Source organism: Streptomyces sp. NPDC020742, assembly GCF_040641675.1.
Lineage (GTDB): Bacteria > Actinomycetota > Actinomycetes > Streptomycetales > Streptomycetaceae > Streptomyces.
On the sequence record NZ_JBFAEA010000009.1, the window covers coordinates 1 to 20,114 of the forward strand.

General features: G+C 70.7%; 16 protein-coding genes and 2 pseudogenes. 6 read left to right on the top strand and 12 right to left on the bottom strand.

Annotated elements, in window-relative coordinates; all coding sequences use genetic code 11:
* Positions 1 to 169 precede the first annotated feature (169 nt).
* The 3 genes from AB0G84_RS17625 to AB0G84_RS17635 form a co-directional block, all read right to left on the bottom strand.
* Complete coding sequence (locus tag AB0G84_RS17625; protein ID WP_361321080.1) at positions 170 to 631, bottom strand: VOC family protein; 462 nt, start codon at positions 629 to 631, stop codon at positions 170 to 172.
* A 181-nt stretch (positions 632 to 812) separates the two neighbouring features.
* Positions 813 to 2,471, bottom strand: coding sequence for a PH domain-containing protein (locus AB0G84_RS17630; protein WP_361321082.1), 1,659 nt, complete (start codon positions 2,469 to 2,471; stop codon positions 813 to 815).
* Positions 2,468 to 2,986, bottom strand: coding sequence for a PH domain-containing protein (locus AB0G84_RS17635; protein ID WP_361321084.1), 519 nt, complete (start codon positions 2,984 to 2,986; stop codon positions 2,468 to 2,470). The genes AB0G84_RS17630 and AB0G84_RS17635 overlap by 4 nt, the downstream gene beginning before the upstream one ends.
* Positions 2,987 to 3,213: 227 nt before the next feature.
* On the opposite strand from AB0G84_RS17635, the gene AB0G84_RS17640 reads away from it, so the two are divergent.
* Positions 3,214 to 3,828, top strand: a complete 615-nt coding sequence (locus AB0G84_RS17640; RefSeq protein WP_361321086.1) for a TetR/AcrR family transcriptional regulator — start codon at positions 3,214 to 3,216, stop codon at positions 3,826 to 3,828.
* Positions 3,829 to 3,879: 51 nt separating this feature from the next.
* Here AB0G84_RS17640 and AB0G84_RS17645 read toward each other — a convergent pair whose 3' ends face one another.
* Positions 3,880 to 4,305 carry an SsgA family sporulation/cell division regulator gene (locus tag AB0G84_RS17645; RefSeq protein ID WP_361321088.1) on the bottom strand — a complete coding sequence of 142 codons (426 nt, stop codon included), beginning with the start codon at positions 4,303 to 4,305 and terminating at the stop codon, positions 3,880 to 3,882.
* 694 nt (positions 4,306 to 4,999) lie between these two features.
* Here AB0G84_RS17645 and AB0G84_RS17650 point away from each other — a divergent pair.
* Positions 5,000 to 5,401: pseudogene (locus AB0G84_RS17650) on the top strand (oxidoreductase); the annotation flags it as partial.
* An 8-nt stretch (positions 5,402 to 5,409) separates the two neighbouring features.
* On the opposite strand, the gene AB0G84_RS17655 reads toward AB0G84_RS17650, so the two are convergent.
* Positions 5,410 to 6,651, bottom strand: a complete 1,242-nt coding sequence (locus AB0G84_RS17655) for an IS110 family transposase (RefSeq protein ID WP_361321090.1) — start codon at positions 6,649 to 6,651, stop codon at positions 5,410 to 5,412.
* Between the two features lie 500 nt (positions 6,652 to 7,151).
* On the opposite strand from AB0G84_RS17655, the pseudogene AB0G84_RS17660 reads away from it, so the two are divergent.
* Positions 7,152 to 7,937 (top strand): annotated as a pseudogene (locus tag AB0G84_RS17660) (oxidoreductase); the annotation flags it as partial.
* A 35-nt stretch (positions 7,938 to 7,972) separates the two neighbouring features.
* On the opposite strand, the gene AB0G84_RS17665 reads toward AB0G84_RS17660, so the two are convergent.
* Positions 7,973 to 8,479, bottom strand: a complete 507-nt coding sequence (locus AB0G84_RS17665) for a MarR family transcriptional regulator (protein WP_361321092.1) — start codon at positions 8,477 to 8,479, stop codon at positions 7,973 to 7,975.
* 237 nt (positions 8,480 to 8,716) lie between these two features.
* Positions 8,717 to 10,846, bottom strand: coding sequence for an FUSC family protein (locus AB0G84_RS17670; RefSeq protein ID WP_361321482.1), 2,130 nt, complete (start codon positions 10,844 to 10,846; stop codon positions 8,717 to 8,719).
* Between the two features lie 316 nt (positions 10,847 to 11,162).
* Here AB0G84_RS17670 and AB0G84_RS17675 point away from each other — a divergent pair, with 316 nt between their 5' ends.
* Positions 11,163 to 11,780, top strand: a complete 618-nt coding sequence (locus AB0G84_RS17675; RefSeq protein ID WP_361321094.1) for a TetR/AcrR family transcriptional regulator — start codon at positions 11,163 to 11,165, stop codon at positions 11,778 to 11,780.
* Positions 11,781 to 11,850: 70 nt separating this feature from the next.
* Here the strand turns inward: AB0G84_RS17675 and AB0G84_RS17680 are convergent, their stop codons facing one another.
* Positions 11,851 to 12,162, bottom strand: a complete 312-nt coding sequence (locus tag AB0G84_RS17680) for a hypothetical protein (RefSeq protein ID WP_361321096.1) — start codon at positions 12,160 to 12,162, stop codon at positions 11,851 to 11,853.
* A 572-nt stretch (positions 12,163 to 12,734) separates the two neighbouring features.
* Positions 12,735 to 13,955, bottom strand: a complete 1,221-nt coding sequence (locus AB0G84_RS17685) for an MFS transporter (RefSeq protein ID WP_361321098.1) — start codon at positions 13,953 to 13,955, stop codon at positions 12,735 to 12,737.
* Between the two features lie 262 nt (positions 13,956 to 14,217).
* Here AB0G84_RS17685 and AB0G84_RS17690 point away from each other — a divergent pair, with 262 nt between their 5' ends.
* Entirely contained in the window at positions 14,218 to 15,012 is a 795-nt protein-coding gene (locus tag AB0G84_RS17690) for an SDR family oxidoreductase (protein WP_361321100.1), read from the top strand.
* Between the two features lie 3 nt (positions 15,013 to 15,015).
* Here the strand turns inward: AB0G84_RS17690 and AB0G84_RS17695 are convergent, their stop codons facing one another.
* From AB0G84_RS17695 to AB0G84_RS17705, 3 genes are all read right to left on the bottom strand, one after another.
* The gene (locus tag AB0G84_RS17695) at positions 15,016 to 15,831 is read right to left on the bottom strand and encodes a DeoR/GlpR family DNA-binding transcription regulator (RefSeq protein WP_361321102.1); all 816 of its coding nucleotides are present in this window, start codon (positions 15,829 to 15,831) and stop codon (positions 15,016 to 15,018) included.
* Between the two features lie 276 nt (positions 15,832 to 16,107).
* On the bottom strand, positions 16,108 to 16,989 hold the full coding sequence (locus tag AB0G84_RS17700) for a class II fructose-bisphosphate aldolase (RefSeq protein WP_361321104.1): 882 nt from the start codon (positions 16,987 to 16,989) through the stop codon (positions 16,108 to 16,110).
* Positions 16,990 to 17,057: 68 nt separating this feature from the next.
* Positions 17,058 to 17,963, bottom strand: coding sequence for an SIS domain-containing protein (locus AB0G84_RS17705; RefSeq protein WP_361321106.1), 906 nt, complete (start codon positions 17,961 to 17,963; stop codon positions 17,058 to 17,060).
* A gap of 509 nt (positions 17,964 to 18,472) precedes the next feature.
* Between AB0G84_RS17705 and AB0G84_RS17710 the strand changes: the two genes are divergently transcribed.
* Positions 18,473 to 19,903 (top strand): sugar porter family MFS transporter, encoded by a 1,431-nt coding sequence (locus AB0G84_RS17710; protein WP_361321108.1) that lies wholly within the window; start codon positions 18,473 to 18,475, stop codon positions 19,901 to 19,903.
* Positions 19,904 to 20,114: the final 211 nt, after the last annotated feature.

Sequence of the window (20,114 nt, forward strand, 5' to 3'; positions counted from 1 at the left end):
CCTGCTCGTTCCCCGAACCCCAGCTCAGCCACCCTCCTGCCGAGAATTGGCGACCGCAGCCTGACCTCCTTGACAGCTATAGGAGCATCGGCAAGGCCGCACGCTTCCACCGCACCCTGCTCGACGACGCCGCCTCACACCATGGCCGCCCTGATGTTGCGGACACGACCTAGTGCACGCAGAACTCGTTGTCCTCCGGGTCCGTCATGACCACCCACTCGCCGGCCGGTTCCTTGACGTGGCTCTGGACCCGGGCGCCGAGGGCACGGAGGCGCTCCACCTCCGTGTCCAGCTCACCCGCCGGACCGTGCAGGTCGATGTGCAGGCGGTTCTTGGCCGTCTTCTTCTCCGACCGCGGTACGCGATTGAAGAGCAGCCGACGGCCCAGTCCCGTGCCGCTCTCCGCGTCGTAGGGGTCGTCGGGGTGGCGCACCGCCGCCGCGTCCCGCCAGGCGCGCCGGTCGTGGTGGTCGACGAGGATCTCGGGCGGGACGGCGCCGAGGCCGAGGAGCTTGCCGATGAGGGCGCTGTGGTCCTCGACCTCGTAGCCGAGCGCGGCCGCCCAGAAGTCGGCCTGGGCATGCGGGTCGTGGGCGTCGACCACGAGCTTCCAGTGAAGAGGAGGGGTCATGCTCACCACTTATAGACCCCGGCACTGACATCGGGGGTCGACGCGCGCACTCGGCCCTCCGGCGATGGGGGTGCCCAGGTGCTCGTCCGGCACCGAACGAGCTGAGCCGCCCCTCCGCGCCGCCGCGAGGCTCGTCACCCTTCGGCCGTCAGCCGTCCTTCAGCTTGTCACGCTCGGCCCGTCATCCTTCGGCACCGCCTGCCCGGTGCAGCCCGTTCCTCGCCTGTCGCGGCAGCTCGGGGTGGACCAGGAACTCGTCGAGCAGCCCGGGGGCCGCCGCCGCGGCGAAACCCGGTGCGGAGTCGGCCGCGAGGTCCCGGATCCGGTACCCCTCCTCGCCCGCCGCGACCGCGGCGGTCAGCGTGACCAGCCCCGATCGGCGGGTGAACGGCGAGGTGGAGAAGGTCCAGGCGGCCACCGCCGCACGCTGCAGGGCGACGGTGTCCCGGCTGAACGTGCCCGAGCGGGCGACCAGATACCCGCCGTCGAGGGCGTGCCCCAGACTCCGGTACGCGTCCCCGGCCAGCCACCACACGAGCGCCGTACTGATCACCGCATGGATCCAGGCGCACTGCAGCAGGACGGGCGTGAACGCCGCACCGAGACCCGCGAGCACGGCGGTACCCGGCAACACCCCGTACAGCAGCCCGCGCACCCGGCGCCGGCGCAGCGCCGCACGGGGGTGCGCGGCCAGCTGCACCGGTGACGCACTGCCCGGGAACGGCGTCCGCAGCACCCCGCTCGCCACCCGCAGCGCCTCGGTGCGCGGCGCCGGCGGCAGCAACCCACTGCGCTTGCTGTTCTCCTCGCGGTTGCCCAGCCCGCCGGCCACCGCGCGGACCACTGCGCCACCGCCGGCCCGTAGCAACAGCGGCTCGCGCAGCACCACCCCGCGCAGCCGGGCCCGCTCGATGGTCACCGACCGGGTGGTGAACAGCCCCCGGCGCACCCGCAGCGTCCGGCCGTCGGTCCACTCCAGGCAGTAGTTCCACCAGTTCTCGACGTACAGGACGACCGCGCCGACCGAGCCGAGAACGAGGATGACCAGCAGCGCCGCCGGGATCGTCAGCCAGAGCGCGCTCGCCCCGAACTCGGTGAACGCCTCCTGGACGAAGCCCAGTTTCCAGGGCTCGATACCCATGCCGTCCAGCGCCCGGTAGACCGACCCCGCCACCACGAACACCCCGCCGACGACCCAGAACGTCAGCGGCGCATAGCGCAGCCAGCGCCAGTTGATGCGGGCCAGCACGGGGTCGGTGGCGGCCCCCTCGGCATCGGCCCGGGCCAGCAACTCGGTGCGCAGCCGGTCCGCTTCGACGACCGACAGGGCCTCCAGGGACAGCTCGCTGCCGCCGTCGCCGGAGCCCGCGGTACCCGCCCGCAGCACGGTGACGCCGAGCAGCCGGTGCAGCGGCGAGGCTGTCAGGTCAACGGTGCGGATGCGGTACAGCGGCACACTCCGCAGCCGCCGGTTCAGCAGTCCGCTGCGCACCTCCAGCGTCGTCGGGGTGACCCGGAACTCCGTACGGGCCCATCGGACCAGACCGAGCACCGTGAGGACGGCGAACGCGGTGCCGAGGGCGGCGAGCGAGATCCAGGCGCTCGCGGTGATCCGGCCCCCGGTGGCCAGCGCGGTCAGTCCCAGGGACGCGACCGGCGCTCCCAACCAGCCGCAGTGCACCAGGAGCGTGCGCGGATCAAGCCGTCGCCAGTCCACCGGGGCGACGGAGGGGGCGGCGGTTGCGCTGGGCTCCGACCGGCCCGTGGGGAACGGCGCGCCCGCGTGTGGGGCGTCGGGTGAGGCGGGGGTGGCCCGCGGGTCCTGCGGCGACGCGCTCATGCGGCATCACCCGGCACGTCCTGCGCGGCCTCGCCGATCCGCCGGGACAACTCCTCGGCGTCCGCGTCGGACAGCCCCGCGATCCGGATGTCGCCCGCGGTCGAGGCGGTGGTCACGGTCACCGTGGCCAGTCCGTACCGCCGTTGCAGCGGACCGCGGACGGTGTCCACGGTCTGCACCCGGGACAGCGGCGCGATCCGTCGCTTCTGCCAGAACCACCCGCTCGCGGCGTAGACCGCCCGCCCGCCCAGTTCCCATGCGTGCACCGCGTACCGCCACCGGGGCATGGCGACGAGGTAGCCGACGGCCGGCAGTACGAGCACGACCAGCAGCAACGGCCCCAGCCACGGAAGCGCACCGGGGAAGAAGAGTATGGACAGGACCGCCATCACGAGCGCGGTCAGCAGCAGCGGACCGCTGAGTGTCAGCAGGGCCTGGAGCGTCCACCAGCGGCGCGCCCGCGGATCGACACGGTGGCGGGGCGGGCGCAGCAGCGGGGCGGCGTGCTCGGGCATCGGAGTCACCGGTTTCCAAGTCAAGTGTATTGAGTCCGGGTACGTTATAACGGTACAAGCGACTTGTAAAAACGTGCGCCCGGGAGGGCGGCAGAGCGGCGGGCCGCAAGGGCCGTGAATCGCAGGCGGCGCACCGCAAGAAGGAGCAGTACCCAGCGAGAAGCAGAAGCAGAAGCAGAAGCAGAAGCGCGAAGCAAGAAGTACGAAGCAAGAAGGAAGTCCCCGCCGTGCCCAAGAAGGTGGACCACGAAGCCAGGCGTCAGGAGATCGCCGAGGCGCTGTGGCGGATCGCCGGTACCCGCGGGCTGGACGGTGCGAGCCTGCGCGACGTCGCGGCCGAGGCCGGTATCTCGCTGGGCCGGCTGCAGCACTACTTCCGCACCAAGGACGAGATGCTGATCTTCGCCCTCCGGCGGATCAACCAGCTGGCCGAGCTCCGCATCCGCGAGCGCATCGAGGCGTTCACCGAGGAGCCGACACCGCGCGCGGTGCTGCGCGCCTGCCTGTCGGGGATGCTGCCGCTGGACGACAGGAGCCGCATCGGTCTTCTGGTCGGCGCCGCGTACTACGCCCGCGCCGTGCATGACCCCGCGCTCCGGGCCGAGGCCCAGCAGGGCATCCCCCAGCTCCGGGCCTTCTTCGCCGACCAGCTCCGACGGGCCGCAGAACGCGGGGAATTGCCGCCGGAGCGCGCCACCGAGGACGAGGCGATGCTGCTGATCGGGGTCGCCGAGGGGCTCGCCACCTACGTCCTGCTGGGTGTCCATGAGCCCGAGTCCGCGCTACGGCTCCTAGATCTGCACCTCGCCCGCCTTTTCGAGGGTGCCGCCGGCCCGGCATGAACGGCCGGCAGCGGGGCGGCGACAGGCGGGCGGCGGAGGCGAGTTGCCGGCCTACGCCCCGCGCAGCAGGGCGGCCAGGTCGCCCTCGACGTCCAGGTGCCGGATCTCGTCGCCCTTCGGGACGAGGTCGTACGACTCGGCGAGGAAGCTCCGCAGATCCTGCGCGTCGAACTGCACCACCGCCATCCCGCTCGCGGTGTGGAACTCCACCACGACGACGTCGCGTTCCCCGTCGGGGTTGGCCGGCCAGATCTGCACATCGCCCGCCCCGGCGGGCTCGTGCAGTCCCTCCTCCAGCAGGTCCCGTCCGAACGTCCACGCCACTTCGACGCCGTCCAGCGACGCGGCGGGCGGGAAGACCAAGCGGACCGCGAACGGATCGCTGCGGTCATAGCGCAGGCTCGCCGGAATCACCCGCGACCGGGGAGTGGTCGCGATGAGACGGGCCTGAACGGCTTGGTCGATGACGCTGGACATCGCCGGCTCCCTTGCAAATGGTGCGGATTCAGAGGTCTACAACCACTAGGACGGCAAGGGCATTGCGCCGGGTGCATTCGATTCTTATGGAATCCGACGTGACCTGCGTCACTGGCTGTCGCATATCGCCATATGCCCCTCTTTGCTGTCCGGGGGAGTGTGCGGGGTGTACGGAACCGGTTCCTCCCGGTGTTCGACTGACGATGCATCATGTGGAAGGGGCGTCTCCGATACGACGCATCGGGCGCGCAACGCGCGGTGCAACACGCGGTGCAACACGCGACGCAACACACGGTGCATCAGGCGATGCAAAGCGTGGTGCATCAGTCGACGCCTCACACGGCGGGGCGGTCCGTCGGGTGTCCGGTGAGTGCCCTAGCGGGAATCTGGAGGCTGCCCATGGGGTGCCGGCCGGGCCCGCGTCGAGTGGACGTCGGGTCCCCGTCGGGGCCCGGGAGGTGTCGAACTCGCCCTCGGGGCCCGTCCCGTGGCCTGGACGGCACGGTCGCTCTGGGCTAGCTTCCGGCGCACGACACGAGCGGGGTGGGGAGCAATGGCCGAGTGGGGCGAATTGTTTGGCCGGGACGACAGGTTCGGGAGGGGGAGTGGGCGCTTATGGGGAGTCAGCGGCCGCACCGTAGGTCGCAGCGCAGGGGGAGTCCGGGGCCGCAGTTGGCGGAGGGCCTTCCGGCGCCTGGCCGTCGCGACCGTCGCCGCCACGGCGCTGGCCGTGCCGGCCGCCGCTCCGCCCGCCATGGCCTCGGCCGCCACCGCACCGACCTCGGCCTCCGCTCCACCGGCCCGGGCCCCCGTCGTACCGTCTCCCGTTTCCGGCACACCGTCCGCGGGCTCTGCCGCACCGCGCCCGGTCGCCTCGCCCGCCCCTCCCGCCACCGGGCGGCACGGGGGCTGGCGCCTCAAGGACAGCGGCAGCACCGCCCGCTTCCGGGGCCTGGCGGCCGTCAGCCGCTCCACGGCATGGGTCGCCGGTACGGCCGGTACGGTGCTGCGCACCCATGACGGCGGCAGGCACTGGAGCAATGTCTCGCCGTCCGGTGCCGGAGGGCTGGAGTTCCGCGACATCGAGGCTCTTAATGGGTCTAGTCAAGCCGCCTGGACCTCTCCGGCTGCCTTCTCACGAGGGTTGTAGTCCCTCTCGTAGAGCCGGCCGTCGCGGAGCATGGCCCACAGGATGGAGACTCGTTGGCGGGCGACAGCGATGACGGCCTTCTTGTGGCGTCCCTTGTCGTGCGTGTAGCCCTTGTACTTGCGCAAGTACGTCTCGTTCTCCCACGTCCCCACGGTCAAGCACGCGACCTGGCTCGACAGGAAGAACGCCCGCTGGAGGGGGCGGCTGTACTGGGTCGGGCGCAGGCGGTTTCCCGTGTTCGATCCGGAGTCACGGGAGACGGGGGCCATCCCGGACGCGACAGCGAGCCGCCCAGCGGTCGGGAACCGTGAGATGTCGCCGATCGCCGCAAGGAGTTCGGCCGCGAGGACTTCGCCGAAGCCTGGCATGGAAAGGACGACGGACGCCTGGGGGTGCTGGGAGAGAAGTTCCTTGACCTTCTTCTCCAGGTCCTTCAGCCGGTTGTTCATCTCCGAGATTTTTTGGGCGAGTTCGGCCACCAGCTCGGCCGCCAGGTCTTCTTCACTGGCTGCCGTCTCCTGAGCCTTAGCAGCTGCTACAGCCTTCTCGGCGATGGCTGCCGCCTTCCTCACTCCACGCTTGGCGAGCCAGGCAGTCAGCCTGCTCTCGCCCATGCGCCGGATGGCCATCGGCGTCTGGTATCCGGACAGGAGAACCAGCGGACCCTGAGACTGGGCGAAGTCAAAGGACCGCTCCAGCTCCGGGAAAATGCTGGTGAGCAACGCCCTCATGCGGTTGATGGTCCTGGTGCGTTCGGCTGAGAGCCCGTTGCGGTGAGCCAGGATCAGCGTCAGTTCCTTCGTGAGTCTGGAGGGCGCCGGCACAGGGACTGTCTGCCGCCGGAGGCAGCGGGCGAACTCGGCAATGATGTAGGAGTCCTTCAAGTCGGTTTTGCCCTGGCCGCTGAAGCTCTTCTTGAAGGCCGCGAACTTCGATCCGGTGACGTACCGCGGGCTCTGACCGTGGTTAGCCAGGACTCCCAAGAGCAGAGCCGCCGGACCGTCAATGAGGTCGAGAGCCCAGGTCACGTGGTCCGACATTCCCATGGCCTCACCGAATGCAGCCAGGATGTCGGACTCGGAGTTGACCACTTTGCGGTTCCACAGCGGGTCCCCGTCGCTGTCGACCACCGTGATCCAGTGGTGTCCTTTTCCTACGTCGATCCCGGCCCATACCTGTGGTGGCCGCTGCGTCATCTCGTCTCTCCAGATCGATCACGGACGGGGCGCCAGGCCACCCCTAGAGCAAGTCCGTACGAGCGATCGAATCGCAGCTCTTAATCAGTTAGTGAGGGTGGCCAGAAGGCTGGCCGACGCAGTCTCGATGAGCCCCATGACGGGCAGGCGTTTGAAAGTCGCATCCAGCCTTCCAGGCTGCAAATACAACGATCATCAGACAGCAGGGACACCCGCCAGCAAGTCCGTACAAGCGATCGAGTCGCAACTCTTAATCAGCAGTCATGGGGCGCCCCGGAAGGCCGGCCGACGGAGTCCAAAAGAGCCCCTTTGTGGGCAGGCTTACCTAAGTCGCATCCGGCCTTCCTGGCGCGGAGCTTACAGCCCAACCGGGTGCCCACCTGCACGCCCGTACTGTAGCGATCCTGATCGCAGCTCTTAATTAGCAGCGAGGGCAAGCAGCGACGCCGGTGTCCCGGTGTTGCCACTCATGCCCGATCGAGCCTGCTTGCAGGGTACGGGCGTTCGACGGCCGCCACGCGGTGGTCCTCGCCATCGGAGAGGGCGAGGCCTCCCGGGTCTTCCGTACCGATGACGCCGGTGCCACCTGGACCGAAAGCTTCCGCAACACCGACCCGAGGGCCTTCTACGACTGCCTGGCCTTCTTCGACCGGCGCCATGGCATCGCGCTCAGCGACCCCGTGGACGGCGCCTACCGCATCTTGTCCACCGGGGACGGCGGTCGCAGTTGGCGGGTACTGCCCACGGACGGTATGCCGCGGGCACAGAGCGGCGAGGCCGCGTTCGCTGCGAGCGGCCAGTGTCTGGTCTCCGTCGGCAGCCGCGACGCCTGGATCGCGACCGGGGGTGCGGCCACCGCCCGCGTCCTGCACACCTCCGACCGCGGCCGCACCTGGTCCGTCAGCGCTGCTCCACTCCCGGCGGGGGACCCGGCCCGCGGGGTCTTCGCGCTCGCCTTCCGCGACCGGGCCCACGGCCTTGCGGTCGGCGGCGACTTCCGTCCGGACCAGCCCTCCCCACGGGCGGCGGCGGTCAGCGACGACGCCGGCGCCACCTGGACGACGGCCGCCGCGCCCCCGAAGGCGTACCGCTCCGGCGTCGCCTGGCTCCCGCACTCCCGCCGCCTCGCCCTCGCGGTGGGGCCCTCCGGCAGCGACCTCACCTTCGACGGCGGCCGCACCTGGCACGCCTTCGACAACGGCTCGTACGACACCGTCGACTGCGCCGCTGATCTGGGCTGCTGGGCGGCGGGTGAGCGGGGACGGGTCGCGCGGCTGGAGCCGTGAGGCCGGAGCCATGGGGGAGGGCGTCGAACGGCGCCCTACTCCATCAGGCTCCCCAGGCGGCCCTCCAGCACGACCAGCAACTCGCCCAGCGCCGAGGAGAGTTCCTCCTGTCGCTGATCGCCGATGCCGTCGAGCAGGGACGCCTCGTACCGGAGCTGCTCGGGCAGTAGCTCGTCGATGGTGTCGCGCCCCTCGTCGGTGAGCGAGAGGTGCGCGACCCGGCGGTCCCGGTCGTCGGGCCGGCGGGCGATCAGTCCCCGCTCCTCCAACTGCCGTACGCGCTTGGTCACCGCCGCACCGGAGGCGAACGTCTCGCGGGCCAGCCGTCCCGGGGTCAGCTCACGGTCCATCCGGCGCAGGGCGCCCAGGATGTCGAACTCGGGGCGGGTGAGTCCGGCTCGCCGTAGCGGTGCGTCGGCCGCCTGCTGCAGCAGGGCGGAACAGCGGTTGAGCCGCCCGATCACCGCCATCGGGCCGGTGTCCAGCCCGGGGTGCACCTGCTGCCACTGGCGCAGCACCCCCGCGACGATGTCCTCGGTCACCCGCACGCTCCTCTCGGCCGTTCCCTACGCCCTTAATTGTGCCTGCCATCCACTGCCGTCCGCCTCGCGGGCGGGCGCGTGGTGCGGCCGGGTGGACGCGCGGGCGAAGCAGCGTGGGGTGTGCGGGAACGGGCGGGCGGGTGAGACGTGCCCAGGCGGGTGAGCGCACCGTGGGTTCCCTTGATACAGGCCGTTTCGGCAGTTTGTGGAGCTTTCCGCCGAGGTGCGGCGGGGTGGTCAGGCGGCCAGGGCGGGGGTGGACAGCCGCCGGACCAGGCCGGCCAGCGCGCGGTGCCCCCGCTGCTCGGCCAGCGCGATCCGCTCTTCGGGGAGGGCGCGCTGCCACCACTCGCCGGCCGCCACCTCCACTGCCTCCCGCAGCTCGACCAGTGCGCCCACCAGCCGGTCGCGCGCCCAGCCGGTCTCCCGGGCGTCGTCACTACCGGCCGCCGGCCCCGTCGCGAGCAGCCGGAACGCCGCCGCCTCCGCCTCCGCGACCCGCTCCAGTGCGATGTCGATACGGTCGGCGGCCCGCCGGTTGGTCACCACGATGCAGCAGAGCAGGCCCACCCCGGCGCCCACCACGGTGTCGATCCAGCGGTCCGCGATCAGCGTCGTCGCCGGCTGACGGCTGCCGAACTGCGTCAGCAGCAGTGCCATCGGCGTGACGCATACCGAAGCCAGCCAGTAGTTGCGGGTGATGCAGGCCTCCGCGCCGAGCTGGCAGACCAGCGCCAGCACGATCATCGCGAGCTGTCCGGTGTGGATCAGTGGCAACAGCGCGGTGAACAGCACCAGTCCGAGCAGATTGCCCAGCGTGCGCTGCACCGCGCGCTGCCAGGAGAGCGTGGTGTTGGCCTGGTAGATGGACGCCGCGGTGACCACCGCCCAGTACGGGTGCCCGACCCCGACCGCCATCGAGGCCCAGCCCGCCAGTGCACAGCCGACGGCCACCCGGGCGCCGATGGGCAGCAGTGGCGATCCGGGCGCCAACCGGGCGAGCACCGCCCGTATCCCGCGCGGGCGCCCCGGGGCGGGACGCCGCGGACCGCCCGTTCCCCCGGCACCGGCGTCCCCCGCCTCGGACCCGACCGCCCTATGGGCCCATGCGTCCGCCCCGGCCCTCGTCTCGGCCTCGATGCCCCTCAGCTCCTCGGCCTGCGCCGTCGACAGCGCGACGTCCGGCAACGGGCGGCCTCGGCGCAGGTCGCACGCCCATGCCTCCAGTCGCTCGGCTTCCACGCCACGCTCCGCCCACGGGCGGGACGCCTCGTCCTCTGCGTCCTCCATGGTTGCCGCCGCCCGGCCGGTGACCCCGGCCGCGGCCCATCCGACCCCGGCGGCATCCCTTGAGGCGTCCCCGGCGGCACCCCCGGAGGAGCCGACAGCACCACCGACAGCCCCAGCCGGTAGGGGGGCGTCGGCCTCGCTGCCGCCCGGATCCCCCAATGCGGCCTCCGCCCGCACCAGCAGCCGTTCGAGCCCGGCCCGGGCCGCGGCCTTCTCCGGGGCCCGGGCCGCCGGAACCAGGAACACGGTGTGCCAGGCCGCGTTCACGGCAGCGGCGGCGGCATGCCGGGCCTGTGCCGGCGCCGCTCCGACCGCGGCAGCCTCCGCACTCGCAGCGGTCCCCGCACCCGCAACGGCTCCCTCGTTCATAGCGGCCCCTTCACCCGCGGCAGTCCCGTCACCCGCAAGGGCCCGATCACCCGCAACGGCCCCCTCGTTCATAGCGGCCCCTTCACCCGCGGCAGTCCCGTCACCCGCAAGGGCCCGATCACCCGCAACGGCCCCCTCCGCCCCGGCTGCGGTACCGCCGGCCGTCGTGCCACCGCCGGCCGCCGACTCCGTACGCAGCAGCGCGGCCGCGGCCTCCAGAGCGCGCGCGGTCGCGATCCGCTCGGGTCCCTGCGGCCGTACCAGCGCCGGCGCCATGCACACCAGCCAGGCGAGGACGCCGCCGCCGAGCGCCAGTGCCAGGTGCAGCGGCACCTGCTCCAGCCGCTGCGGAACGAAGAACGCCGTGGCGGAGACGAAGGTCAGGATGAGGTTCCCGGGGGGACCGATCCGCGTCGCGTCGCAGACCACCTTGTGGGCCGCGGCGATCAGCGAGGCGAGCACGACCAGCAGCGCCGCCGAGCCGGTCAGCGAGGCCGCGGTCAGCGCCACACCCAGACTCGCGACCATTCCGAGTACGACCCACAGCAGCGTCCGGGCCCGCGCGGCGTACGGAAGGCCGTGCGCGTACAGGGCGCACATCGCCCCGGCCGAGGTGTAGAGGACCAGGTCCAGTCGGCCCGCGGCGTAGAGCGCGAGATCGGGGATCGCCAGGGCCACCACCGCGCTGAGCGCCGGCTTGTGCCAGATGTCGACCGGGCGACGCAGCCGCACGGTGCTCCTGATGGGCAACGGCCGGGTGCGCGCCGCTCCGCTCCCCGGGGCTGCGCTCCCTCTCTTCCCTGCGTACCTGACGTGCTTCCCCATGCAAAAAGGTTAGCATGTATTTTACTCGTAAATAATTTAGCGGCGTTGTGCCTGGCGTCGTTCCGTTCCGGGGTGGTGCAGGGGCGGGACGGGAGTGGGGCTGGGCGTGCCGGGGTGGTGTCGCCGAACGCCGTCCTCGTCGCGTTCGTGATCAGGTCGCAGGGGCCGGGGGCGAGGGGTGAGGGGCGACAATGGCCGGGTGCCAGCCGCCAAGAAGAAGACGACCACCGCGAACGCCTCCCCGGAGCGCCGCCGCGAACTGCTCAACACCGCGGCCGAGGTCTTCGCCGCGCAGGGTTACAACGCCACCACGGTCCGCCGGATCGCCGATGAGGCGGGCATGCTCGCGGGCAGCCTCTACTACCACTTCGATTCCAAGGAATCGATGCTGGACGAGATCCTCTCCACGTTCCTGACCGAGCTGTGGGACGGCTACGACTCCGTGCTGGCCGCCGGGCTCGGCCCCAGGGAGACCATCCAGGCGCTGGTCACCGAGTCCTTCCGGGAGATCGACCGGCACCGCGCGGCCGTCGCCATCTACCAGAAGGAGGCCAGGCACCTCGCCGCCCAACCCCGTTTCCGCTATCTCGCCGACTCCCAGCAGAAGTTCGAAAAGGCCTGGCTGGGCACGCTGGAGCGGGGCGTTGCCGACGGGGTCTTCCGCGCCGACCTCGACGTGCGGCTCACCTACCGCTTCGTCCGCGACACCGTCTGGGTCGCGGCGAGCTGGTACCGCCCGGGCGGACAGCACAGCCCCGAAGAGATCGCCCGCCAGTACCTGTCCATGGTCCTGGACGGCATCGCCGTACGAGCCTGACGCTCAGGAGGCGGCTCCTGGGGAGTGCTCCGCCCAATCCGGAGCTCCCGACGGGGAATCCGGGAGCGCCTCAGCAGGGGATGTTCTTCACGTACAGCGCCCGCGGGGTCGCCGTTGTGCCGTAGCGGACGTCCTTCGTGGCGCCCTTGGACAGCCGGCCACGGGGATCCTTCTGGTGCGGCACCACGATGGTGAAGCACGAGGTCCGCTGGGTGCACAGATTCGTCAGCCGCACATACCGGTTGTGGCCCGTGGTGAAGTACTTCCGCACCTTGACGCACTGCGGCGAGCGGCCGGCCGCCGCCGCGTCCCCGGCGGCGGCCACCGTCAGCGAGGTGCTGCACGCCACGGCTGCCAGCGCTATGGACAAGATCTTCCGCACGACATCTCCCCCGAGAGAAACGTAAGACAGAGAAACGTAAGACGGCGAAACGCAAGGCAGAGAAACGTAAGACAGGGAAGCGCAAGACTCAGACTCCCCTGCGAGCCGCTACGGCTTCGCACGTACATTCCCCATTGTCCATGCCCGCTCGGCACATCCAGCCCCGGGTGTCCCCTGGGGACACAAGCGCGACACAAGAGCGACGCTTTCGGGACCCTTCAGGCTCGCCCCGACCGCGGCTCGGTGCCCCGCCGATGGGCCCGAGCGAGACGGCCCATATCCGCATAGCCCCAGGTCAGGCCGGTAGGGCAAGCGCCGGTACCGCTGGGTGTGCGCATCCTGGCCGCCCGTTTGTGCGCTTCCTGCGGCTGGCCGATGAGTAGCGGGCGGCCCGCCGCTCCGCCTGCCATGACGTCCGCCGCTCCGCCTGCCATACCGTCCGTCGCTCCGCCGCTCCGCCGCTCCGCCGCTCCGTCGCTCCGTCGCTCCGTCCGCCGTACCGTCCGTCGCTCCGCCGCTCCGTCCGCCGGGCGGCGCTCACTCCGCCCGGGTTCCGGACCGCTCCGCGGTGCTCACTGCGCCGTCTCGACGTCGACGGGGCGCGCCCGGACCACGAGGGGCCGGGAGAAGACCGTGAGAGCGACCGAGACGGCGGCCAGCAAGGCGACCGCGATGCCCGGAGTGACGTACTGGGCGATCCCGCCGGCGATCGCCGCGCCGATCCCTTGCCAGGTCATCCGGCCGGCGGACTCAACGCCCTGGACCTGGCCGCGGACCGGATCGGGGGTCAGTGCAAGAAGCTGCTCCTGCAGGGGCAGGGTGGCGGCGAACCCGGCACTTGCGACGAACACCGCGGCCATCACCACCGGCAGGGACGGATGGACGGCGAACAGCAGGTACGGGGCGGCGAGCAGCAACCGGAGGGCGAAGGCGTAGCAACGGCGCTGGTCGGCGGTGAACAGGCGCCCGACCGTCAGATCCCCGAGGAGCATGCCCGCCGATCCGGCGGCCAGCAGAGCCCCGGCGTGATCCGGCGCGTAGGAGATGAACAGGGCCTCGCAGCCGACGATCAGGCCGTTGGGAACCCACAGGTTCAGCAACAGTGCCCGCTGGCCGGCGTGGGAGAAGAGCGCGGCGTTCGTCCGCCAGGTCTGCCGCGGTCCCGGGCGGCGCGTCAGACGGATCGAGCGTTCCCGGACGGTCGTCGCCACCACCGCCAAGGCGAGACCGTTCAGCGCCGCGGCCGTGACGAAGACTTCTTGCGGGCTCAGGTACCGCAGTAGCAGGGCGCCGATGGCATAGCCGAGGATCGCCATGCCACCCGAGGTGACGTTCATCAGCGAACGTGCCAGCGCATACGCGGAGGGCGGCACGACTTCGGCGAGCAGGCCCATCCGTGTGCCGTTCGCCAGGGACTGGAAGAACCCCAGGACCAGCAGAAGGCCGAACCGGGCGGCCAACGGCAGCCCGGGAATCGCCTGAGCGGCGACGCCCACCAGTGAGACGCACTGGAGGGCGACGAGGGTCCGGCGAGGACGGCTGCCGTCCGCGATCGACATCAGTGTCAGTGCGCCGATCACCGTCGCGAACGTCGCGCCGTACATGCTCACGGCCGTCAGAAACGGGGATCGGGTCTGGTGGTCGACCAGCGTGCCGAGCGCGAAGCCCGACAAGGTGCTCCCGGCGACCATCAGCGTGAAGCTGGCGTACAAACCGGCGAACTCGTGGTTGCGGAGCAGGGCGCGGTAGCCGGTGGCGGCGGGCGCGCTGGGTGTGTAGGTGTCAGAAGGCATGAAAAAAGCCTCCGAATGCGCGCATCGCGAGCGCCGGAGGCGGGATGCATAAAGTATAGCAGTGGTCTCTGTATCCACCCGCAGCGGAGCTCACCACGCAGGTACCCGAGTGACCGTCACCGAGCCGTACAGCAAGGGGAGTTCGGCAGGTACGGCACCCTCGGTTCGGCCCCATCGCCGCCCTGTGTGTCAGTCTGCTGTCGGCTCCCGTGGGCGAGCCAGCACACCGACCGTCATGCGTCCCTGAAGGAGTCAACTCGCCGTGCCCCGTGAACTCGCCACGCCCCGTACGTACCTGATCACCGGATCTGCCTCCGGTATAGGCAAGGCCACCGCGACCCGACTCCGCGATCAGGGCCACTCCGTCATCGGCGCCGACCTCCAGGACGCCGACATCTGTGCGGACCTGGCCACACCCCAGGGTCGCACCGAACTGGTCAACCGTGCAGCCGAGTTGACCGGAGGACGGTTGGACGCCGTGATTGCCGGCGCAGGCCTCGCTCACTTCGACCCGCGCACCATCCAGGTCAACTACTTCGGAGCCGTCGCCACCCTCGAAGGCCTGCGCCCCCTGCTCGCCGCCGGAACCGCCCCGCGTGCCGTACTGATTTCGTCCGTCGCTTCCGTCCATCCGGCCGACCCGGCCATCGTCGACGCGGCGCTCTCCGGCGATGAGGACGCGGCCGTCGCCGCAGCACGGGCCGCCGTCGAACGCGGTGAGGGGTATGCCATCTACGGCGCCTCCAAGCAGGCCGTCACCCGCTGGCTCCGCCGTACGGCCGTCTCCGACGACTGGGCCGGCGCCGGCATCCCGCTCAACGCCGCGGCCCCCGGAACCGTCGTCACCCCCATGACCGCGCCCCTGCTCGCCACCCCGGAGCTGCGGGAGGTCGTCGACAGCACCGTCCCCATGCCCCTCCACGGGCACGCTCGTCCCGACCAGATTGCCCCCCTCCTCACCTGGCTGACGTCCCCCGAGAACACCCATGTCACCGGCCAGGTCATCTTCATCGACGGTGGCGCCGACGCAACCCTCCGAGGCGACACCACCTGGTAGTCGTCACCCCACCGGCTGTTCGCCGGACGACGGTCGCGCCGTCACCACTCTCAGGCCCCGCTCCTCGAACTCGCGGCGCGTTTCCGCCGTCATCCCGCCGTCCGTGATGAACGTGTCGAAGACATCCGTGTCACCGACCCGTGCGAAGCACCGCTTGCCGACCTTCGAGGAGTCCGCGACGACCACGGCGCGCTGGGCACGCTCGGCCATGAGCCGGTTGACGCGGGCCTCCGCCTCGTCGTGGACGGTCGCTCCCCTCACCGGATCCACACCGTTGGCCCCGATGAACGCGAGGTCGATCGAGATCTGCTGGAGCACCAACTCGCTGAACGGACCCACCAGTTCGTACGAGCGGGAGTGTGCCACCCCACCCGTCAGCACGATCTTGATCTGTGGCCGCACCGCCAGTTCATTGGCGATGTTGAGGGAGTTGGTGACGATCGTCAGATGCGGTTGCGGCCCCGCCTCGGCGAAGTCCGCGCGCGTGGCCAGCACCCGGGCGATCGCCGTGGTCGTCGTGCCCCCGCTCAGCCCGACCACCTGCCCCCGCTCGACCAGCCTCGCCGCGGCCTCCGCAACTGCCTCCTTCTCCTCCGACCGATGGGCGTGCTTGTAGCGGATCGGCAGGTCGTACGCCACGGAGCTGAGCACCGCCCCGCCCCGGGTACGGGTCAGCAGCTGCTGCTCGGCGAGGGCATCCATATCGCGCCGCATGGTGGCGGCCGAGACCTCCAGAGCGGTCGCCGCCTCCTCGACATCGACTCGGCCTCGGTCCCCGAGCAGTTCGAGCAGTGCGTTCATCCGTTCATGGCGCTTCATAGCGCGAGCCTAATTCGTTCCCACGGAATGCGATGACCTCCTGGTAGTGGCCTTCCTGTCTGTCTCTGGGCGCAGGCATCGTCCCTGATCTCGGCCCGGGGCTCAGCGGTGTGGTGCGCGCTGGCCCTGGGCCTCGGCGGTGCCTTGCACTGCGGCCCTGAGCCGCCTCGTCCCCACCCTGCGCTCCGGCCCCGGGCCTCCTCCATGCCTTGTGCTGCGGCCCGGCGAGCCCTGAGCTGCCTCCCCGCCACGGCCCCGGTCCGGCTCGCGGTCTGCTCAGCCCCGGGCCGGAGCCTGGGCCGCGTACTGGCCGGGTACCGTCGCCGGAGTGCCCAGGAGGTCCAGCAGCCTGGCTGCCTCGTCGGCAACTTCCTTCCGGGCGGGCTTGAGGTACTTGCGCGAGTCGATCAGCGAGGGATCCGCGCCCAGCGTCTGCCGGATCGACCGGGTGAAGACGGAGACCAGGTGGGTGGAAATGTTGATCTTCGTCATACCGGCGGCGATGGCCCGGCGCAGCTCCTCATCGGGTACGCCCGAGGAGCCGTGCAGCACCAGGGGCACCGGCAGGGCCGAGTGCAGCGCGGCGATGAGTTCCTTGTCGAGGACGGCGGTGCGCTCCTTCATCGCATGCGACGAGCCGACCGCCACGGCGAGGGCGTCCACTCCGGTGGCCCGGACGAACGCCAGGGCCTCGTCGGGGTCGGTCCGTACCCCCGGTGCATGGACACCGTCCTTGCCGCCGACCTCGCCGAGCTCGGCCTCGACGTAGGCGCCCCGGTCGTGGCACCAGGAGGTGAGCTCTGCCGTGGTGGCGACGTTCTCCTCGTAGGGAAGCGCGGAGGCGTCCACCATCACCGATCCCACGCCGGCGGTGATGCCCTGGCGTACCAGTTCGGCGTCGGTGATGTGGTCGAGGTGTACCGCGATAGGGGCGCTGGAATCCTCGGCGAGGGCGAGGGTGGCGCGGGTGAGGGGCAGCAGGCTGCCGTGGTAGCGGATGCAGTTCTCGCTGATCTGCAGGATCAGCGGGATGCCGGTGCGCTCGGCCGCGGTGACCAGTGCCTCGGCGGTTTCCAGATGGATCACATTGAAGGCCGCGGCACCGACCCGCGCCTCGCGCGCGGCGTCGACGATGGAAGCGGTGGGCACGAGGGGCATGGGGTGTCGGCTCCTTGAACGGTGGGGCGGACGGACGGGCGAAGAGGGGGCTGGGTGCCGGTCGTCGGCTAGGAGGCGGTGGGGGACTGGAGCATGACCGAGCGGGTCAGGCTCCGGGGGTTGTCCGGGTCCAGGCCTCGGGCGCGGGCTCGCTCCAGCGCCACCCGCTGAACCAGCACCAGATCGGCCAGCGGGTCGCGCGCATGGCACACAAAGCGCGCACCCGTCCGCAGCACATCGGACTCCAGCCCGTCCGGCGCCTCCCCGAACAGCCAGGTCACCCGGCCGGGCGCGGCTATGGCGATCGGTCCGTGGCGGTACTCCATCGCGGGGTAGGACTCCGTCCAACTCTGCGACGCTTCCCGCATTTTGAGGGCGGCTTCGTTGGCGAGGCCGTACGTCCAGCCCGTACCGAGGAAGGTGAACTGCTCGGCGTCCACCCACTCCTGCTCCAGGGGAGCGGTCAGGGCTTCCTTCGCGTCGGCGATCGCCGAGGAGACGTCCTGCCCCAGGTGTGCCCGCAGCAGTGTCAGTGCGGTGGTCGCAAAGCGGGTCTGCACCACCGACTGCTCGTCGGCGAACGGCAGCGTGACCGTCTCGTCGGAGAGGGCGACCGCCGGGGTGTCAGGGTCACCGATGATCGTCACCGTGGGGATCCGCCCCTTGACGGCGTCGAGTACCCGCAGCACCTCGGTGGTCGTGCCCGAGCGGGTGATCGCCACCACCGCGTCATAGCCGCGGTCGCGGCCGAGGAACGCTTCGGAGGCGGCGAACGGATCCGTCACCCCGAGCCCGGCAGCCTCGCGCAGTGCCGCGTACGACTGCGCCATGAACCACGAGGTACCGCAACCGATCACTGCCACGCGCCGGCCCGCCGACGGTAGCGGGCCGCCCGCGGAGCCGATCCGCGCGGCCTCCGCCCAGGTCTCCGGCTGGCTCTGTAGTTCCTGCTCCATGTACGAGGTCTCGCTCATGGCCCACCCTCCCGTGATGTCGACCGCGGCCCGGCCGGCGTCCGCCCGGTGCCGTGTGGATGCTGCGTTGGGTCTGCGTCGGGTTGCGGAGATGCGCTGCGTAGTGACTGGTGCCCGTCTGCGCGATTCTGCAACTTTTGGCTTCGTTGCAATCGACTGTACGCAGAATCGCTCTCGCGATCCATCCCTCGTACGAGTGGATGTGCGAAGGGGGTGCCGGAGGGGGTGCCGGTGGTCGGCGCCGGTGGTGTGAGTACGTGCTGATGAAGGCTGGTGGTAGTAAGTGCTGGTGAGGGCTGGTGGCTGCTGAGAGGGCGTAGTTGGGATCGATGTGAGGGCTGGCGGTGTGACGGGGAGGCGGGGATACCTGTCAGTGGTCGGAGTGGCGCGTGGATGTTGACAGCTGCGTGAAAGTGGCCGAATACTCGCAAGATCAGTCATGAATGATGGTTGTTGCAGGCGCCCGTCAGCCCTGCAACAAGGCCGCTCCGCCGCACTAAGGACGTCTTATGTCCATTGGCACGCTCCCTGCGACGCCCCCACCCTCCTCCCGCACCGCACGCCGTACCGGCCGGATGTTCGCGCTCACCGGCGCCGTCGTCGGCGTCATCTACGGCTACGACACCGGCAGCATCTCCGGCGCCCTGGTCTTCCTCAGCCGGGACTTCCACCTCTCCGAGACCGAAAAAGGCCTGGTCAACAGCGTCCTGGTGTTCGGCTCCATCGTGGGCGCGCTGATCGGCGGCAAGCTCGCGGACGCCCTGGGGCGAAGGGCGGCGATGTTGATCGTCGCGGGTTCCTACGCAGTCTTCGTCGCGTTCTCCGCGCTCGCGCCCAATGTCGTGGTGCTGGACGTCGTCCGGTTCCTGCTCGGCATCGCCATCGGCATCTCGATCGTCGCCGCACCCCTCTATGTCGCCGAATCCACCCCGGCACGGATCCGCGGAGCCTCCGTCGCGGCCTATCAAGTGGCCACCGTCGCCGGCATCGTGATCACGTACTTCGTCAACTGGGGCCTGTCGGGCGGCGGTCACTGGCGCTGGATGCTCGGGCTCTCGGCGGTACCCGCGGCCCTGGTGCTGATCCCGCTGCTGCGGCTTCCGGACACCCCGCGGTGGTACGTCCTCAAGGGGCGCACCGAACGGGCCGTCGAGGTCATGGCGATGACCGACCCGGATGTCGACCCCCGCGCGGAGGTCGCGACCGTGGGTGCCGCGCTCGCCGAGGAGAGCGGCGGATCGGCGCGTTCGCTGCTGCGCAAGCCGTACGCCCGTGCCGCGCTCTTCGTCGTCGGACTCGGGTTCTTCTGCCAGATCACCGGCATCAACGCCGTGACGTACTACAGCCCGCAGATCTTCGAGGAGATGGGCTTCACCGGCAACGGGCAGAACTTCCTGTTGCCGTCCTTCGTCCAACTCGCCTCGTTGGCCGCGACGGTGCTGGCGATCCTCATCATCGACCGGCTCGGCCGGCGTACGGTGCTGCTCTGGGGCATCGGAACGATGGTGCTGATGCTCGGCGTGCTGACCGTGGTCTTCGGTGCGGGGGACCTGCACGGCGCCACGACCTGGGTGGGCTTCGGCGCCATCCTGCTCTTCACCGCGGCCTTCAACTTCGGCTTCGGATCGCTGATCTGGGTCTATGCGAGCGAGGCCTTCCCGGCCCAACTGCGCTCCACCGGAGCCTCGGTGATGCTCACCGCCGATCTGGTCGCCAACCTGCTAATCGCCCAGTTCTTCCCCTCGCTGATGACCCGGGCCGGCGCGGCTCCGACGTTCGCCGGCCTCGGCGTCCTCGCGCTCGCCGCGCTGGTCTTCGCCGCGGTCACCGCACCCGAGACCAAGGGCCGCCAGCTGGAAGAGATCCAGGACTACTGGCGCAATGGCGGCCGGTGGCCGCAGACGCCGCTGTCGGATCCGGCGGGCACGGACGCTCGGTAGGGCGGCGGCTGCTCCGGCCGGACCACCCGGCCATGGGGCCGGACCGCCCAGTCGCACCGCCGGACCACCCGGCCACGTCGCCGGGACAGGAGGTCAACCCTCCGGGACCGGGCAGCCACCCGCCAGATCCCGGACGGGTGACCGGGGGGCGGCCCTGCGCGGGCGGCCCGATGCAGGCGCAGCCCTGAGCGGGCGGCCCGATGCGCGCGTG

What these genes read in the sequence shown, in the direction of transcription:
- AB0G84_RS17685 (WP_361321098.1), bottom strand. Translation starts at nt 13,955, where the DNA reads ATGCCTTCTGACACCTACACACCCAGCGCGCCCGCCGCCACCGGCTAC.
- AB0G84_RS17700 (WP_361321104.1), bottom strand. Translation starts at nt 16,989, where the DNA reads ATGCCCCTCGTGCCCACCGCTTCCATCGTCGACGCCGCGCGCGAGGCG.
- AB0G84_RS17630 (WP_361321082.1), bottom strand. Translation starts at nt 2,471, where the DNA reads ATGAGCGCGTCGCCGCAGGACCCGCGGGCCACCCCCGCCTCACCCGAC.
- AB0G84_RS17625 (WP_361321080.1), bottom strand. Translation starts at nt 631, where the DNA reads ATGACCCCTCCTCTTCACTGGAAGCTCGTGGTCGACGCCCACGACCCG.
- AB0G84_RS17710 (WP_361321108.1), top strand. Translation starts at nt 18,473, where the DNA reads ATGTCCATTGGCACGCTCCCTGCGACGCCCCCACCCTCCTCCCGCACC.
- AB0G84_RS17705 (WP_361321106.1), bottom strand. Translation starts at nt 17,963, where the DNA reads ATGAGCGAGACCTCGTACATGGAGCAGGAACTACAGAGCCAGCCGGAG.
- AB0G84_RS17655 (WP_361321090.1), bottom strand. Translation starts at nt 6,651, where the DNA reads ATGACGCAGCGGCCACCACAGGTATGGGCCGGGATCGACGTAGGAAAA.
- AB0G84_RS17695 (WP_361321102.1), bottom strand. Translation starts at nt 15,831, where the DNA reads ATGAAGCGCCATGAACGGATGAACGCACTGCTCGAACTGCTCGGGGAC.
- AB0G84_RS17635 (WP_361321084.1), bottom strand. Translation starts at nt 2,986, where the DNA reads ATGCCCGAGCACGCCGCCCCGCTGCTGCGCCCGCCCCGCCACCGTGTC.
- AB0G84_RS17645 (WP_361321088.1), bottom strand. Translation starts at nt 4,305, where the DNA reads ATGTCCAGCGTCATCGACCAAGCCGTTCAGGCCCGTCTCATCGCGACC.